This is a genomic window from Massilia varians (assembly GCF_027923905.1).
Taxonomy (GTDB): Bacteria; Pseudomonadota; Gammaproteobacteria; order Burkholderiales; family Burkholderiaceae_D; genus Telluria; species Telluria varians_B.
The window spans coordinates 2,455,480-2,470,626 of the sequence record NZ_AP026966.1 but is presented as its reverse complement, the minus strand read 5'-3'; the positions used below and the strand labels follow the sequence as shown (position 1 = coordinate 2,470,626).

15 protein-coding genes and 3 tRNA genes are annotated in these 15,147 nt (G+C 66.9%); 9 read left to right on the top strand and 9 right to left on the bottom strand.

Annotation, left to right across the window (positions count from 1 at the left end; translation table 11 throughout):
• Nucleotides 1–60: 60 nt before the first annotated feature.
• The 3 genes from MasN3_RS11235 to MasN3_RS11225 all read left to right on the top strand — a co-directional run bounded on the left by MasN3_RS11235 (nt 61) and on the right by MasN3_RS11225 (nt 468).
• Nucleotides 61–145, top strand: a tRNA-Leu gene (locus tag MasN3_RS11235).
• A 93-nt stretch (nt 146–238) separates the two neighbouring features.
• Nucleotides 239–323, top strand: a tRNA-Leu gene (locus MasN3_RS11230).
• 60 nt (nt 324–383) lie between these two features.
• Nucleotides 384–468: transfer RNA gene (locus MasN3_RS11225), tRNA-Leu, on the top strand.
• Between the two features lie 68 nt (nt 469–536).
• Here the strand turns inward: MasN3_RS11225 and cueR are convergent.
• Complete coding sequence (gene cueR / locus MasN3_RS11220) at nt 537–983, bottom strand: Cu(I)-responsive transcriptional regulator (RefSeq protein ID WP_281914140.1); 447 nt, start codon at nt 981–983, stop codon at nt 537–539.
• Between the two features lie 117 nt (nt 984–1,100).
• Here cueR and MasN3_RS11215 point away from each other — a divergent pair, with 117 nt between their 5' ends.
• From MasN3_RS11215 to phaP, 3 genes are all read left to right on the top strand, one after another.
• A complete protein-coding gene (locus MasN3_RS11215) occupies nt 1,101–3,005 on the top strand; it encodes a hypothetical protein (protein WP_281914139.1) in 1,905 nt (634 codons plus the stop codon).
• An 80-nt stretch (nt 3,006–3,085) separates the two neighbouring features.
• Entirely contained in the window at nt 3,086–3,283 is a 198-nt protein-coding gene (locus tag MasN3_RS11210; RefSeq protein WP_281914137.1) for a hypothetical protein, read from the top strand.
• Between the two features lie 62 nt (nt 3,284–3,345).
• On the top strand, nt 3,346–3,906 hold the full coding sequence (phaP, locus tag MasN3_RS11205) for a TIGR01841 family phasin (RefSeq protein WP_281914136.1): 561 nt from the start codon (nt 3,346–3,348) through the stop codon (nt 3,904–3,906).
• Nucleotides 3,907–3,976: 70 nt separating this feature from the next.
• Here phaP and tssA read toward each other — a convergent pair whose 3' ends face one another.
• The 7 genes from tssA to MasN3_RS11170 form a co-directional block, all read right to left on the bottom strand.
• Nucleotides 3,977–4,975: a type VI secretion system protein TssA gene (tssA, locus tag MasN3_RS11200; RefSeq protein WP_281914135.1), complete on the bottom strand. Its 999-nt coding sequence runs from the start codon at nt 4,973–4,975 to the stop codon at nt 3,977–3,979.
• Between the two features lie 9 nt (nt 4,976–4,984).
• Nucleotides 4,985–7,627 (bottom strand): type VI secretion system ATPase TssH, encoded by a 2,643-nt coding sequence (gene tssH / locus MasN3_RS11195; protein WP_281914134.1) that lies wholly within the window; start codon nt 7,625–7,627, stop codon nt 4,985–4,987.
• Nucleotides 7,628–7,664: 37 nt separating this feature from the next.
• On the bottom strand, nt 7,665–8,135 hold the full coding sequence (gene tssE, locus MasN3_RS11190) for a type VI secretion system baseplate subunit TssE (protein WP_281914133.1): 471 nt from the start codon (nt 8,133–8,135) through the stop codon (nt 7,665–7,667).
• Nucleotides 8,136–8,237: 102 nt separating this feature from the next.
• Nucleotides 8,238–8,729, bottom strand: a complete 492-nt coding sequence (locus MasN3_RS11185; protein WP_281914132.1) for an Hcp family type VI secretion system effector — start codon at nt 8,727–8,729, stop codon at nt 8,238–8,240.
• A 34-nt stretch (nt 8,730–8,763) separates the two neighbouring features.
• Nucleotides 8,764–10,254, bottom strand: a complete 1,491-nt coding sequence (gene tssC, locus MasN3_RS11180) for a type VI secretion system contractile sheath large subunit (RefSeq protein WP_281914484.1) — start codon at nt 10,252–10,254, stop codon at nt 8,764–8,766.
• Entirely contained in the window at nt 10,254–10,766 is a 513-nt protein-coding gene (gene tssB / locus MasN3_RS11175; protein WP_281914130.1) for a type VI secretion system contractile sheath small subunit, read from the bottom strand. Before tssB ends, tssC begins: the two co-directional genes overlap by 1 nt.
• Nucleotides 10,767–10,823: 57 nt before the next feature.
• Nucleotides 10,824–11,417, bottom strand: a complete 594-nt coding sequence (locus tag MasN3_RS11170; RefSeq protein ID WP_281914129.1) for a tetratricopeptide repeat protein — start codon at nt 11,415–11,417, stop codon at nt 10,824–10,826.
• Nucleotides 11,418–11,615: 198 nt separating this feature from the next.
• Between MasN3_RS11170 and tssJ the strand changes: the two genes are divergently transcribed.
• Genes tssJ through icmH form a run of 3 tightly spaced genes read left to right on the top strand, consistent with a single transcriptional unit; the run spans nt 11,616 to nt 14,350 of the window.
• Nucleotides 11,616–12,179: a type VI secretion system lipoprotein TssJ gene (gene tssJ, locus MasN3_RS11165; protein WP_281914128.1), complete on the top strand. Its 564-nt coding sequence runs from the start codon at nt 11,616–11,618 to the stop codon at nt 12,177–12,179.
• Between the two features lie 51 nt (nt 12,180–12,230).
• Nucleotides 12,231–13,592, top strand: coding sequence for a type VI secretion system baseplate subunit TssK (gene tssK / locus MasN3_RS11160; protein WP_281914127.1), 1,362 nt, complete (start codon nt 12,231–12,233; stop codon nt 13,590–13,592).
• On the top strand, nt 13,589–14,350 hold the full coding sequence (gene icmH, locus MasN3_RS11155) for a type IVB secretion system protein IcmH/DotU (RefSeq protein ID WP_281914126.1): 762 nt from the start codon (nt 13,589–13,591) through the stop codon (nt 14,348–14,350). The genes tssK and icmH overlap by 4 nt, the downstream gene beginning before the upstream one ends.
• A 54-nt stretch (nt 14,351–14,404) precedes the next feature.
• On the opposite strand, the gene MasN3_RS11150 is transcribed toward icmH, so the two are convergent.
• Nucleotides 14,405–15,142: an OmpA family protein gene (locus MasN3_RS11150; protein ID WP_370662341.1), complete on the bottom strand. Its 738-nt coding sequence runs from the start codon at nt 15,140–15,142 to the stop codon at nt 14,405–14,407.
• Nucleotides 15,143–15,147: the final 5 nt, after the last annotated feature.

The following is a 15,147-nucleotide window of genomic DNA, read 5'->3' as shown; positions in this document are numbered from 1 at the left end:
TCTGAATTACGAAGGCCGGTGCGGAAGCCTGCAAGGTGTTAGCAGTACCGAAGTAAATATGCCCACGTGGCGGAATTGGTAGACGCGCATGGTTCAGGTCCATGTGCCGCGAGGTGTGGGGGTTCGAGTCCCTCCGTGGGCACCATAGAATTCCGTAGAAGTATGCAGTATCGTAGGCCCGGCGGGTTCCCCGCCGGTGCGGAAGCCTGCAAGGTGTTAGCAGTACCGAAGTAAATATGCCCACGTGGCGGAATTGGTAGACGCGCATGGTTCAGGTCCATGTGCCGCGAGGTGTGGGGGTTCGAGTCCCTCCGTGGGCACCAGCTACCGGATGTAAATCCGCAAGAAGTTGTAAGAAGTTTTGAGGTTGTAGCAGTATCAGTGCCCACGTGGCGGAATTGGTAGACGCGCATGGTTCAGGTCCATGTGCCGCGAGGTGTGGGGGTTCGAGTCCCTCCGTGGGCACCAAACTCTACCTAGGACAGACGTCCCGCAAAACGCCGTAAGCTTTGAAAAAGGCTTACGGCGTTTTGCGTTTACCCGCCCTCTTCCTGTGCCGCCAGGTCGTCCAGGATCGGGCAGCTCGAACGCGCATCGCCATGGCAGGATGCGGCCAGGGCTTCGAGCGTGCGGCGCATCGCTTCCATTTCCGCGATCTTGCGGTTCAGTTCATCGATGTGGGTCCGTGCCAGGGCGCGCACGTCGGCACTGGCGCGCCCCTTGTCCTGCCACAGGCTCAGCAACTTGCCGATCTGCTGGAGCGAAAAGCCGAGCGCGCGGGCGCGATGGATGAACTGCAGCACGCGCACGTCGTCCGCGCCGTACACACGGTAGCCGGCCTCGGTGCGTTTCGCCTCGCCGGTCAAGCCGATCGATTCGTAGTGACGAATCATCTTGGCCGATACGCCGGAAGCCCTGGCGGCGTCACCGATATTGAGCAGCGTGGCGCCTTGCGGCATGGTCCCCTCCTGTTGCCTTCCCATTGTTCCTCCATTGAGCCCGATCCAAGGGCGCCGGCACATCCCGCGCTACGGTCACTCCTGTCGAGCCTGTTCGATGGCCCGGTCCCTGCCCTTGTCGCCTCGTTACGGAGATTAATCATGAAATCAAGAAAGAGCAATGCCCCGGATCCCGGCAAGCCCGGGCATGAAGGCGGATGCACCATCAACATCCGCATCAAGAGCAGCGGCACCATCAACATCTACAACTGCTCCGCGCCCACGCCGCCCGAGACCCCGTGCGCGCCGCCAGATGGCGAGCATCCTTGCCCTCCCGGCGCGCCCGGCGCCTGCGTGCCGGTCTCGCTGGGCGCCAAGCCCAAGCAGAGCCGGCGCAACAAGCTCGACCGGCTGCTCGCCAACAACCGCGTCCCCAGCACGCTCGGCGCCTCGTTCTTCCACCTGACGCGGCGCTACCTCGCGGGCAAGACGCCCGCCAACGCGCTGGAGGAAAGCGGTTTCGCCACCCTGCGCCGGCTGCCGCCGGAGCTGCAACGGGTGCTGGCCTGCGCCAGCAATTCCCTCAATAGCCTGAGCGGCGGCGAGCGCAGCCGCCTGTTCGCGACCGGCCTGCTGCCCGCCATCGACCAGCCGCTCGCCCTGGCGCAGCTGTCGCTGGGCTTTGCCCAGGAAATCGCGGACCGCGTCGGCGTGCAGGCCTTCGACGAGGCCGGCTGTGCGACCCAGGAGCATTCCGGCCGGGTGCGCGTGCGGCCGTATATCCCGGGCGAGGAGAACTTCGATCCCCTGGTGCGGATCTGCCGGGTCAACGGCCTGCGCACCGGCAGCTACACCCCGCCGCTGTCCCCGGGCGACTACCTGCCCGCCGAACTGCAGCAGCGCTGCCGCGTGATCATGGAAGGCAACGAGGCACGGCAGGTATGCGAGGTGCAGACCACCGACTGCCCCGGCAACAGCGCGGCCGGCGCCTGCCAGCGCGTACTGGAAATCGAGGCGGGCCAGGGCGTGCTGCTGGAAGGCGTGAACTTCTCCAGCGTCGATGCATCGGTGCGGATCTTCGCCAAGGACGCGCCGGGCACGGTGCTGCGCGAGGTCCCCGCCCAGGTGTGCGGCGACGACGAGACTCCGCTCACCGAGCGCGTCGGCAATCAAGACCGCCTGATCCTCGATTGCCGGGTACACGACCGCCTCAGCTTCCAGGTGCCCGCCGACCTGGCGCCCGGCGTGTACGGCTTCCAGGTCGCAGTGCCCAACCTCAGCACCTATCCCGGCCACGGTCCGGTGCTGCTGTCGAACGTCGAGTACATCGGCGTGGCCACGCCCTCGAGCGCGCGTTTCGAGATCCGCAGCGAAAGCCTGTACGCGCGCGCCGAGACCTCGCCCGCCTCGTTCGGCTCGGACGAAGTCGGCATCCGCATCGTGGCGCTGCCGCTGTTTCCCGACCTGAGCTCGGGCCCCGCGCAACTGCCCAACGGCGGCGCGCCGATCCGCTTCGACGACGTCGATTCCGGCGAAACGCGCGCCATGGACCACCTGCTGTTTTCGCACCAGGCGCCGATCCTGGGCGCCGCGCTGTCGATCCGGGGCTTCGAGATCGACGGCGAAGAGGCTTTCGAGCGCCAGATCGAGGACACGCTGGACGCCTTCATCGCCATCCTGAAGGACCAGTTGGCCTTCGTGATGGACCACCTCAAGGAGGCCGGCCAGATCGCCGCCAAGCTGGCCGGCTACGGCCTCAAGGGCCTGATCGCCGCCGCCATCGCGGCCGCGGTGGTGGTCGCGATCGACGTGTTCGTGGCGCTGTGGGCGCCGGCCGATCCGATCATCGAGGACATGATCGGGCCCAGCGTCCAGGACCTGGTCGAGCTGACCAACGTCGACGTTGCGCTGCCGGCGGCGAGCGAACACCTCACGCCGCAGGGGATCAGGGTCCGGGTGACGCCGCTCGACAAGATTCCCGGCCAGTACCGGGAACGGCGCGAGTACATCAGCGACGACGAGGACAGCCGCTACGAAATCGTGCTGCGCTACAACCGGGTGGCATAGGCCGGCGCCGTGCTCCGGGCGAGGAGGAAAAACGACGCGATACTTGACTTGCCGCACGATCGCGGTAAGCTCGACAGCACATGAAACATCGTATCCTCCTCCTTGCGCTTGGCCTGGCGGCACATGCGGCATTTGCCGGTCCGGCCCCGTATTACCAATGGCGCAGCAAATTGAACGGCGCGCTTGCATGCTCGCAGACGCCCCTGGGGCCGGGTTGGGAGAAATCCGCCGGCCCCTACCGGGACGCGCGTTGCGAAAAACCCATTGTTGCTAAATAATGGGGTGCAAGCCGCATCTCATCCGACATGCATCCGATTATTCCAATAGCGAGGAGACACCGATGTTTACGAGTCCGGAGCAGTTCGCCAACGCGACCAAGACCCTGTTCGACCTGCAGATGCAAACCTTCAACACCCTCGCCGACAAGACCGTCAAGGGCGTCGAGCAGGTGGTGGCGCTGAACATGAATGCAGCGAAGAGCTCGATGGCCGGCTCGATCGCGGCCGGCCAGCAGATCGCGGGCCTGGCCGGCAGCGGCGACCCCAAGGCCGCCATCGCCGCCCTGCATGCGCGCATGCAGCCGGGCGCCGCCGGCGCCGCGGAGTACCGCGAGCAGCTCAAGGCCATCATCGACGAGATGCACCAGGAGTTCCGCCAGGCCGCCGATACCCACGTGGCCGAAGCCAAGAGCACCCTGTCGGCCCTGATCTACGACGTGACCCAGAACGTCAAGCCGGGGTCGGAAAACGCCGTCGAGATCATCAAGACCGCCATCGACAATGCCTTCAAGGGCTACGAACAGGTAACCCAGGCGACCCGCCAGGCAGTGCAGACCGTGGAAGCGCAGATCGCGAAGGCCACGTCGATGGTCCAGCCGGGCGAACAAAAACAGGCTGAATAAAGCATCAGGGCCGGCAATGCCGGCCCCATGAAAGGAAATTTCATTTTACGCTTCTAGATGAAATTTTCTTTCAACCCTCGTCGTTCTCGATTCCCAGCAAATCCTCCAGCCGCGCCAGCGAGGCATCCTCCTTGATGACCGAACGCAGCCATGCGTGAAGCGGCTGTTCGCCCCAGCGCGCCGCCTTCTCGGCCAGATAGGCGACCGGGCTGTGCGGCTCGGTGCGGCGGAAGAATTCGGCCACGCCGCGCAGCTGGGCCAGCGCCTGCTCGCGGCTTTGCGGCGGCCCCTCTCCCACGCTGTGCACGCCCTGCACGCCCTGCACGCGCGGCGCGCCGCCAGGGGCCGCCGCCACCGGCATGCCCTGCGCCGCTACCTGCGGACGTGCTACCTGCGGCGCCGCCAGGTCCTCGAAGTCGCGCAGCGCCGCGCGCGCAGCGCCGAAGCTGGGGCCGTCGACGCCCAGCCGCTCGTCGACGACGCGCTCCAGTTCCGCCAGCGCGGCCAGGCAGCCGTGCGCCGCTTCGGCCAGCGCCTGGCGCGCCGCCGGCGTCGCCCTGGTGCGCGCCGCCTCCAGCTCGGCCACGCTGTCCGGTCCGCGCGCACGCGCCGCTTCCCAGCCGAGCATGGTCAGGCCATCGGCCAGCGGCACTTCCTTCACCAGGGGCGCGATGCGCGCGGCGATCCAGGCCAGGTTGCCGATGCGGCGCTCATGGCCGTCTTCGTCCGGCAAGGGATGAACGCCGTCCCAGTAGCGCTCGCACAGCGCCGCCAACAGGCGCAGGCTGTCCGCCAGGCCGGCCAGCCGGTCGGTCTTCGCCGCCGCCTCGGCCAGCCAGACCGCCAGCTGCAGATCCTTGCTGCGCGTTTCGATCAGCTCGGCGCAGCGTCTGGCCACGAACTTCCAGTCGGCTTCCTTCAGGGTCGTCACCCAGGCGCCCTGCTCGATCGACGGGTCGTCGGCCTGGCGCGCGCGGCTGACGGCGTCGAACTCGGGCGAGAACGCCAGGTCCTCGCCGCAAGGCTGGTCCGCAGCGATCGGGGCCAGCAGTTTCTCGATATCCAGCATGGGAGCTCCTTATTCGATCGCGTACTTGAACTTGCCGGCCCTGGTCGCGCCCACCTTGACCCGGGTGATCGCCCCGCCCTCGGCCATGCGCGCCAGCACGCTGTCCGCGATCTCGGGCAGCAGCGTGCCGTTCAGGATGTTGTCGACGTTGCGCGCGCCCGAATCGACCTCGGTGCAGCGGCTCAATACCGCCGACACCAGCGCGTCGTCGTACTCGAAGCGGGCGCGATGGTTGTCCAGCACGCGCGTCTTGATGCGGTCCAGCTTCAGGCGGATGATGTTGGTCAGCACCTCGTCGCGGATCGGGTAGAAGGGCACCACCGCCAGGCGTCCCAGGAAGGCCGGCTTGAAGTGCTTCATGAGCTGCGGGCGGATCAGCTCCGCCAGCTGCTCCGGCGTCGGCACCTCGTTCAGGGGCTTGTTCAGGCAGGCCGCCATCATCTGGCTCGAGCCGACGTTCGAGGTCAGGATGATGATGGTGTTGCGAAAGTCGATCTGGCGCCCTTCCGCATCGTCCATCACGCCCTTGTCGAAGACCTGGAAGAACAGCTCCATCACGTCGGGATGGGCCTTTTCGACTTCGTCGAGCAGCACCACGCTATAGGGATTGCGGCGCACCGCCTCGGTCAGCACGCCGCCCTCGCCATAGCCGACGTAGCCGGGCGGCGAGCCTTTCAGACCGGAGACGCTGTGCGCCTCCTGGTATTCGCTCATGTTGATGGTGACCAGCTTGCGCTCGCCGCCGTAGAGGATGTCGGCCAGCGCCAGCGCGGTCTCGGTCTTGCCCACGCCCGAGGTGCCCACGAACAGGAACACGCCTTTCGGCTTGTTCGGGTCGTCCAGGTTGGCGCGCGCGGTGCGCACCCGCTGCGCCACCGCATGACTGGCATGCGATTGGCCGAGGATGCGCTCGTCCAGCATGGACTGCAGCCGCATCACCGTGCTCAGCTCGTCCTTGACCATGCGGCCCAACGGGATGCCGGTCCAGTTGGCGACGATTTCCGCCACCGTGTGGCCGTCCACCTGCACCGGCACCAGCGGCGTGTCGCCCTGCAGGCTACGCAGGCGGTCGACGCGCTCGCGCAGCGCGCCCGCGTCCTGGCTCCGTCCTTCCTCGAGCGCGCTGCGCATCTCGCCGATTTCAAGGGCGATTTTCTGCTCCTCGTCCCAGCGCTGCTGCAGGCCGATGCGCTCATCGATCAGGGCGCCGCGCTGCTGGCGCAGCTGTGACAGTGTGTCCTCGTGGCTGGCGCCGGTGTCGGCTTCGCGCTGCAGCGCCGACATCTGCGCGTCGATGCGCTCGATCCGGCGGCTGCAGTCTTCCAGCGCCGCCGGGGTGGCGCTCTGGCCCAGGGCCACCTTGGCGCAGGCCGTGTCGAGCACGCTGATCGCCTTGTCCGGCAGCTGGCGGCCGCTGATGTAGCGGTGCGACAGGCGCACCGCTTCAAGCACCGCGTCGTCATAGATGCGCACCTTGAAGTGGCTTTCCATCAGCGGCGCCATGGCGCGCAGCATGGCGCAGGCGGTCGGCTCGTCCGGCTCCTCGACCTTGATCACCTGGAAGCGCCGCGCCAGCGCCGCGTCCTTCTCGAAGTACTTCTTGTACTCGCCCCAGGTGGTGGCCGCGATGGTGCGCAATTCGCCGCGCGCCAGCGCGGGTTTGAGCAGGTTGGCGGCGTCGTTCTGGCCGACCGCGCCGCCGGCGCCGATCATGGTGTGGGCCTCGTCGACGAACAGGATGATCGCGTGCGGGCTTTTTTTCACTTCCTCGATCACGTTCTTCAGGCGGTTCTCGAACTCGCCCTTCACCGAGGCCCCGGCCTGCAGCAGGCCCATGTCGAGGGTGTGGATCTCCACGCCCCTGAGCACCTCCGGCACCTCCTCCTTTGCGATGCGCAGCGCCAGGCCTTCCACCACGGCGGTCTTGCCCACGCCCGCCTCGCCGGTCAGGATCGGGTTGTTCTGGCGCCGCCGCATCAGGATGTCGATCGCCTGGCGGATCTCGGGATCGCGCCCGATCACCGGATCGACCCGTCCCTCGCGTGCGCGCTGGGTCAGGCAGGTGGTGTACTGGTCGAGCGCCGGCGTCGCGCGCGCCGGGCCGGCGGCGATCTCCCCGGCGGCGTCGCCGGGCGGATCATCCTGTCCGGATACTGCCGTCTGCGCTTCTACCGAGCCGCGCGTGAGCTTGTCCAGGTCATGCTTCAGGCGGTCGACCGGGAACTTGCGGAACAGGGGCGACGCGCGCAGCGCCAGCTGCGACAGCGAGGGCTCCGTCAGCAGCGCCAGCAGCAGGTGGCCGCTGCGGATCTGGTTCGGTTGACCCGCGGTTGGCGTCGCCAGGGACGCGATCAGCCAGGCATGTTCGAACAGCACCGGCAGGTGGCGCGAGAACACCGGCGTGCGCGCGCTGCCGCTGGCGAAGCGGGCGACCTCCTTGCGCAGATCGGTCTCCAGCCCCGTCGGGCTGATGTCGCAGGCCTGGGCGATCACGCACAGGTCGCTCCCCGGCTGCTCGATCAGGCCCAGGAACAGGTGCTCGATCTCGACCTCGTACTGCCCCATGCCGACGCAGATCGAGGCGGCGCGCGTGGCGGCGGCGCGGGTGGTGTCGTTCAGCTTGCCGATCAGGGTCTTGAGATTGATGTCCATCGTATCGCGTCCTTGTAGATAGAGGGCTGGCCGCGGCTCAGCGCGGCCGGCCGTTGCGCTTGACGGCGTAGTGCAGCGAGGAAGGCTGCAGCACCGCATTGAAGTTCACCGGCTCGCTGCCGTCCAGCAGGCTGAGGCGGGCATGGATGATGAAGCTGAGGCGGTTGACGCTGCCCGCCACCAGGTCGAGCGTGGCGGATACGTCGCGCAGGCGCGGCTCATGGGCTTCGATCGCGTCCTGGATGCTGGCGCAGACGGCGGCGCGGTCCGCGCTGCTGGTGAGGCAGTAGCCGGCGAAATCCTGCAGGCCGTAGTGCAGGATGGAAGCACGCGCTTCCGGATAGGCGTTGAGGATGGCCGGATCGAACGACAGGCGCGTATTGAGCAGCGCTTCGAGGTCGCGCGCCACGCAGTCCTTGAGTTGCTCGCTGGTGAGGGGCGCGCCCCTGGCGGCGTCCGGGCGCTCGTCCATGAGCCGGTCCAGCAGGCCGGGCTTGCAGCCCTTCATGCGTCCTCCGATCCTTGAAAAAGCGCGCGGCGCAGCGGCATCGGCCGCGTGCGCCGCGCACGCACCGGCCGCCCCGGTCTGCACCCCGGGGCGGCCGAGGAATCAGGCGACCTTGTTGGCCGCCAGGTCCCAGCCGCCCGAGGTGTTGCCGCCCGAGCCGCCGCCGATCTTCTGCTGGGTGTACTTCCACTTGATCTTCGAGAATTTCAGGCCGACTTCTTCCTGGATGATGCTACCCTCGGCCACCTTCGGCTTGACGCCGCCGATCAGGACGTTCTCCAGTTCGATCTCGAAGTACTTGATGCGCTCGCCCTGGCCGTCGGCGCGCATGAATTCCAGCTTGGCCTTCGGGATGGTCTTGCCCGCCGAGCAGGTCTGCAGCAGGATCGGCGAGGACAGATCGGCCAGCTTCTTCAGCGTGATCTCCTCGTGTTCGCAACGCTCGGCGGTGTGGCCGCCGCCGGTCGATGCGGTAGCCGAACGCGGCTGCTTCACGCCCCAGTCCACGGCCAGGCACTCGATCCAGTCCTTGTGCTTGTCGTCCATCGATTCGCCCTTGATCCCGTCGATCTGCAGGTACACGTCAATTGCCATGTTCTACTCCATTCACGTTAAAAGAAAAAGCTGCTTAGCCATTGGTCGATTGGGGCAACTCCGCGACCAGTCGGAGCGAAACGGACAGCTCGTCGAGCTGGAAGTGCGGGCGCAGGAAGGACACCGCGCGGTACACGCCGGGACGGCCGGGGACTTCGGACACCTGCACGCTGGCCTCGCGCAGCGGGAACTGGGCCTTCTGGTCCTGGCTCGCGTTGTCGTCGAGGAGCACGTACTGGGTCAGCCAGCGGTTCAGGTAATCCTGTACATTGGACGCGGCGGCGAAGCTGCCGATCTTGTCGCGCATCATGGCCTTCATGTAGTGGGCGATGCGCGAGACCGCGAAGATGTACTGCAGCTGCGAGGACAGCACGGCGTTGGCATTGGCCGCTTCGTTGTTGTACTTCTTCGCCTTCTGCGCCGACTGAGCGCCGAAGAAAGCCGCGTACGAGGTGTTCTTGCAGTGGACCAGGGAGATGAAGCCGAGGTCCGACAGCTCCTTCTCGCGGCGGTCGGTAATCGCCAGCTCGGTCGGGCACTTGAGCGCCACCTCGCCCTCGTCGGTCTTGAAGGTATGGGCCGGCAGGTTCTCCACCAGGCCGCCGCCCTCGACGCCGCGGATCGCCGCGCACCAGCCGTAATCCTCGAACGCCTTGGTCAGCTTGGAGGCGAACGCGTAGGCCGCGTTGCACCACAGGTACTTCTGGTGGTCGCTGCCGTCCACATCCTCGACGTAGTTGAAGCCTTCGGTGGTCATGCCGTCGGCCGGATGGTAAGGCAGGCGGCCCAGGAAGCGCGGCAGGGTCAGGCCGACGTAGCGCGCGTCTTCCGACTCCCGGAACGCCTTCCACTTGGCGTATTCGACGGTGTCGAAGACCTTGGCCAGGTCGCGTGGTTTACCCAGGTCGCCGAAGCTGTCGATGCCGAACAATTCGGGCGAGCTTGATGTGATGAAGGGCGCGTGGCTGGCGGCCGCCACGTGCGACATCTGCTCCAGGAAGTAGATGTCCTCGGGCTGGCGCGAGATCTCGAAGTCGCCGATCAGGGTGCCGTAGGGCGCGCCGCCGAAGCTGCCGAATTCCTCTTCGTAGACCTTCTTGAACATGCTGCTCTGGTCGAATTCCAGCGCCGACTGGAAGTCCTTCACCAGCTCGCGCTTGCTGGCGTTGAGCATGCGGATCTGCAGGTTGGCGCTGGTGGTGCTGTTCCTGACCAGGTAATTCAGGCCGGTCCAGCTGCGCTCGAGCTTCTGGAACTCGGGGGCGTGCATCACCGCCGAGAGCTGGCTTGATATCATGCGGTCCAGCTCCGCCAGGCGCGCGTCGATCATGGCCGACAGGTTGTTGGACATGATCATGGTGCCCTGCATCACCTGGGTGACGAGCTCGGAGATGATGTCGCGCGCGCGTTCGTGCTCGCTGCTGGATTTCGCGACCCGGCTCTGTTCGACGATCTGGTCGAGCAGCGAGGCGTCGAGCTCCACGGTCGTCGCGCCCGCCTTCGCGGTATCGAGGACGGCCGCCATCATGCCTCCCCTTCGGGTTTGTCCTGCTTCTTCAGGCCCTGCAGTTTCTCGGTATTGCCCAGCACTTCGCTGAGGATGTCTTCGAGCTTGTCGTTGCCGGCCAGCTTGTTGCGCAGGTCGGCCAGCTTGGTGCGCGCCTCCAGCAGGCCATTGAGCGGCGCCACCTGGCGCACCACGGACTCGGGCCGGAAGTCGTCCATCTCCTTGAACTGCAGCTGCACCGCGAACTGGCCGCCTTCGGACGTGAGGTGGTTGTCGACCCTGAAGCTCACGCTGGGCGCCACCGCTCCCAGCACCTCGTCGAAATTGCTGGCGTCGACGTTGACGAACTTCTTGTCCTTCAGGCGCTTCTTTTCCTGCGACGGGTCGTTGCCGAAGTCGCCCACCACACCGACGACGAAGGGCAGCTCCTTGTTCTCGATGGCGTCGCCGATCTCGACGTCGTAGGTCATCTGCACGCGCGGCGCGCGCACCTTCTGCAAGCGTTTCTGCACGCTTTCACTCTTGGCCATGTCGACTCCAGGTTGCGGGGGGGGGGATAGACGGGCCGGCGGGGCCGGCCACGCGGATTACTTGAGACCGGCGAACGGATCCTTGTCGTTGCTGGCGGACTTGGACGACGGCGCCGGCTGGGCGGACGCGGTGGACGGCCGCGACCTGGGCGGCGCCGCGGATTTGCCGGCGTCGCCTTTCCCGGGCACCAGCACAGGCTCACCCAGGCTGGTGCGCAGCAACTTGGCCAGGTCCTGCGCCTCGCTCTTGACGTCGCCGGCCAGGTTGTTCTTGCGGGTCAGGTCGGACAAGGACTTGCTGGCCACGCGCAGCCCGCTGACGGCGATGATGCTGTGCGCCACCGTGTCGTCCGGATCGCGCTCCAGCGCCTCCTGCGCATTCGTGATCGCTTCGCCATAGACGCCGGCATTGAAGCGGATCTGCGCCATCCTGACCCAGGGCCGTTTGTCGACCGGGTGCGACTGGCTGGCCGCCTTCATCATGTTGAAGGCCTTCTCTTCCTGTTTCGCCGCGATCGCGGCATCGGCCTCGGTGAAGATCTGTTCCCCCAGGGCGGCGGTCGGCCTGGCGGTGTCTTTCTTCGGCATGGTTTCGCACCCGGCCAGGGCGACGACACCCAGGATCAAGGGCATCAAGCGTTTGTAGATCATGCTGGTTTCTCCACGACAGTTAAGCCAGCCACCATTATTCGCAAGCGGATTTTCGTGAAATTGCGCACTGTCAACCAAAGTAGAGTTCCCTTTCTTTCACACGTTCAGGGCTTGCGCTTGCGCGCGATCACGGCACGCGCACGCCACTGGGTTTCAATCCGTGCTTGAACCCATAAACGATGAGTGAAGGAAATGGAGATGAGAACAAATTCATCCCTGGCGATCCTGGCGGCGGCCTGTGTGCTGGCCGGCTGCGGCAGCAATGGACTCGCGGCCAGGGCCATGGAGGCCAGCGGCCTGCGCAAGCCGCCCGCACTGCCCGATGCGCAAGGGGCGCCGCGCAGCGTGGCGCTGCGCCTGCACGCCTCGCCCAAGCTGAATGCCGACAAGCGCGGCCAGCCGCTGGCGCTGTCCGTGCGCTTGTACCAGCTGCGCCAGAAGCATGCGTTCGAGCAGGCGCCCTATTCCGACTTCCTCAACCCGCAGGCGGAACGCGAGAGCCTGGGCCCGGACCTGCTCGACGTGCGCGAGATCATGCTGGTGCCTGGCCAGCGCTACGAAGTCCTCGAGAAACTCGGCCGCGAAGCGGGCTACCTGGCCGTGGTCGCCCTGTTCCAGCGCCCCGCCGAGGGGCGCTGGCGCACCGCCGTGGCGGCCGCCGACGCCGAGCGCGGCGGCCTGACGCTCGGCCTGCACGCCTGCGCCATGACGGTGGGCGGCAGCGGCGAGGCGGCGACGCTATCTTCTGTGCGCTGTCAATGAAGCCGGTGTTGTTTCCGCCAAGCTAGGAGTTTCTGAGTTGGAGGCAGGTCGATGAGCATGCCAGCGAAGCTACTGTGGGGCGAGGGACTCTTCTTGCGGCCCCAGCATTTCCAGCAGCAGGACCGCTACCACGAGGCGCGCCTGAACCAGACCGCCTGCGCCCTCCACCCCTATGCCTGGGGCGTGCGCAAGCTGGTGGTCGACTACGACGCCCTGCGCCACGACGTGCTGCGGATCGAAGAGCTGTCGCTCCTGTTCCCGGACGGCGAGGTCTATCGTGCGCCCGACGGCGACCCGCTGCCCCTGCAGGTGCGCCTGGGCGAGCTGCCGGCCGGGGTCCAGACGGTCACCTTCCACGCCGCCCTGCCGGTCTTGAGGGCCTGGGGCGACAACGCGGCCCTCGATGGCGACACCCAGCTCGACGCCCGCTTCTGCAGCATCGACCGCGATACCCAGGACCTGTACACGCGCGCCGCCGAGGCCCCGATCACCTACCTGCGCAAGGCCTTGCGCCTGGTGGCCGACACCGAGCCGCTGGAAGCCTACGACAGCTTCCCCCTGGTGCGGCTGAAGCGCGTGCCGCTAGGGGGCTTCGAGGCCGACCCCGCGTTCGTTCCGCCCAGCCTGTCGATCGACGCCGCGCCCGGCCTGCACCTGAACCTGGCGCGCCTGATGGAAAAGCTGCTGGCCAAGGTCAACGCCCTGTACGGGCACATGCGCGAGCCGAGCAAGAACGTGATCGAGATCCGCGGCGGCGACGTCTCGGCCTTCTGGCTGCTGCACACCGCCAGCACCGGCTATGCCGCGCTGTCGCACTACCTGGGCCACCGCGACCTGCACCCGGAACGCCTGTTCGGCGAGCTGCTGGGGCTGGCCGGCGGCCTGATGACCTATTCGCGCAGCTACCGGCTGGAAGACCTGCCTTCCTACGTCCACGCCGATCCGGGCCCGCAGTTCGCGCGCCTGGACGGCATCATCCGCGACCTGCTCGACACCGTGATCTCGTCGCGCTACTTCACGATCGCGCTGAACCGCGAGCGCCCGTCCTACTACCTGGGCGCGCTCGATTCGGGAAGGATCAACCTGCAGACCACCCTTTACCTGGCGGTGTCGGCCGACATGCCGGCGCTGCAGCTGGTGGACGTGGTGCCGCTGCAGTTCAAGGTGGGCGCGCCGGAAGACGTCGACAAGTTCGTGCTGTCGGCCCTGCCCGGCGTGAAGCTGGTGCACGCGCCCCAGGTGCCGGCGGCGGTGCCGGTGCGGCCCGATACCTATTACTTCACCCTGGAGAACCGTGGCATGCTGTATGAAACGATGCTGAAATCGCAGGCGATCTCGATCTACGTCCCGGACGGGCATGTCCCGAACGGGATCCGCGACCTGCGCCTCGAACTGATCGCGGTGGCCGCATGAACGCCTTCGTCGAACGGCGCGTGGCGCCGCAAGCGGGCGTGGCGGCCGAACGTCCGCCCCAGCGCCTGGTGGACATCATGTACGAAGGCTTCTACGCCCTGTTCCTGCTGAAGAACGGCTGCGGCCCGCAGGACAAGGTGGCTTTCGCCGACAACATGACCGCTTTCCTTTCCGACGTCGACCGCAATGCCAAGGCGCTCGGCATCTCGGCCGAGGACGTGACGGCCGCCAAGTACGCGTTCTGCTCGGCGGTGGACGAGATCATCCTGCGCTCGACCTACGAGGTGCGCGAGGCCTGGGAAACCCGGCCGCTGCAGCTGCGCGTGTTCGGCGACCAGCTGGCGGGCGAGCACTTCTTCCACCGCCTGGAAGACCTGCGCGCCAAGGGCCAGGTGCACGTGGAGGCGCTGGAAGTCTTCCATATGTGCCTGCTGCTGGGCTTCCAGGGGCGCTACGCGCTCGACGGGCGCGACAAGCTGGACTACCTGGTGGCGCGCCTGGGCGACGAGATCGCCCGCATGCGCGGCCGCACCCGCGGCTTCGCGCCGCATGCCGAGCGGCCGGACCAGGTGGTCAACCGGCTGCAGAGCGACCTGTCGCTGTGGGTGCTGGGTGCGGTGTTCATGGTGGCGGGGCTGGGGGCTTACCTTGGCTTCCGGACGGCCTTGTCGAACGAGACCTCGACGCAGCTGGCAGCCTATAACGACCTGGTGAAGCTGCCGCCGAAGGCGGCGCATGTGACGATTACCCTGCCTTAGCGCGCAGGGCCTGCCCGGGTCCGCGCCTGCGCGCGGACCCGGTGTTGTTTCTCCCTACTGCATCACCTTGAACTCGATCCGGCGATTCCTCGCCTTCCCTTCCGGCGTGCGGTTGTCGGCCACCGGCCGGTCCGGCCCTTCTCCCGACACCGCGATGGTGTCCGCCGCGATGCCCTTCCCGACGATATAGGCCTTGACCGCCTCCGCCCGCGCCTGGCTCAGCGACAGGTTGCCGGCGCGCGAGCCCGCGTTGTCGGTGTGCCCGATCACCTCGACCTTCACGCCCCTGAGCTTCTGCATCGCCGCGCTCATCTGGTCCAGCACCGCCATCCCCGCTTCGGTCAGGGTTGCCTTGCCGGATTCGAACTCGATGATGCGGTTGGCCAGCGCCGCGTCCAGCACGCCCTGTTCCGACACCGCCACCCGCAGTCCGTTGTTGACGGTGTAGCTTCCGTTCAGGCTGGCCGCGATGTCGCCGGCAATCCTTTGCCGCTGCTCTTCGTTGGCGACGTCGCCGCGCAGGCTGACGTTGCTGCCCTCGACCTTGAGCTGGCCGCTCCTGATGAGTTTCAGGTTGGGATTGATCAGCCGGGAGACGTACTCGTTCCAGTTGCCCGGGGCCGCCACGGTGCCGACCGCCAGCTGGTCGACCACGCGCGCGGCCCCGTAGACGATGCGCAGGCGGTCGAGCAGGGCCGCCCGGGTCGCCTCGTCGGGCACGGTGCCGCTGACCACGACCGGCGCCTCCTGCTGCGCGGCGGCAGGATTGCCGAGCAATGCGAGCGTCAACACGGCTG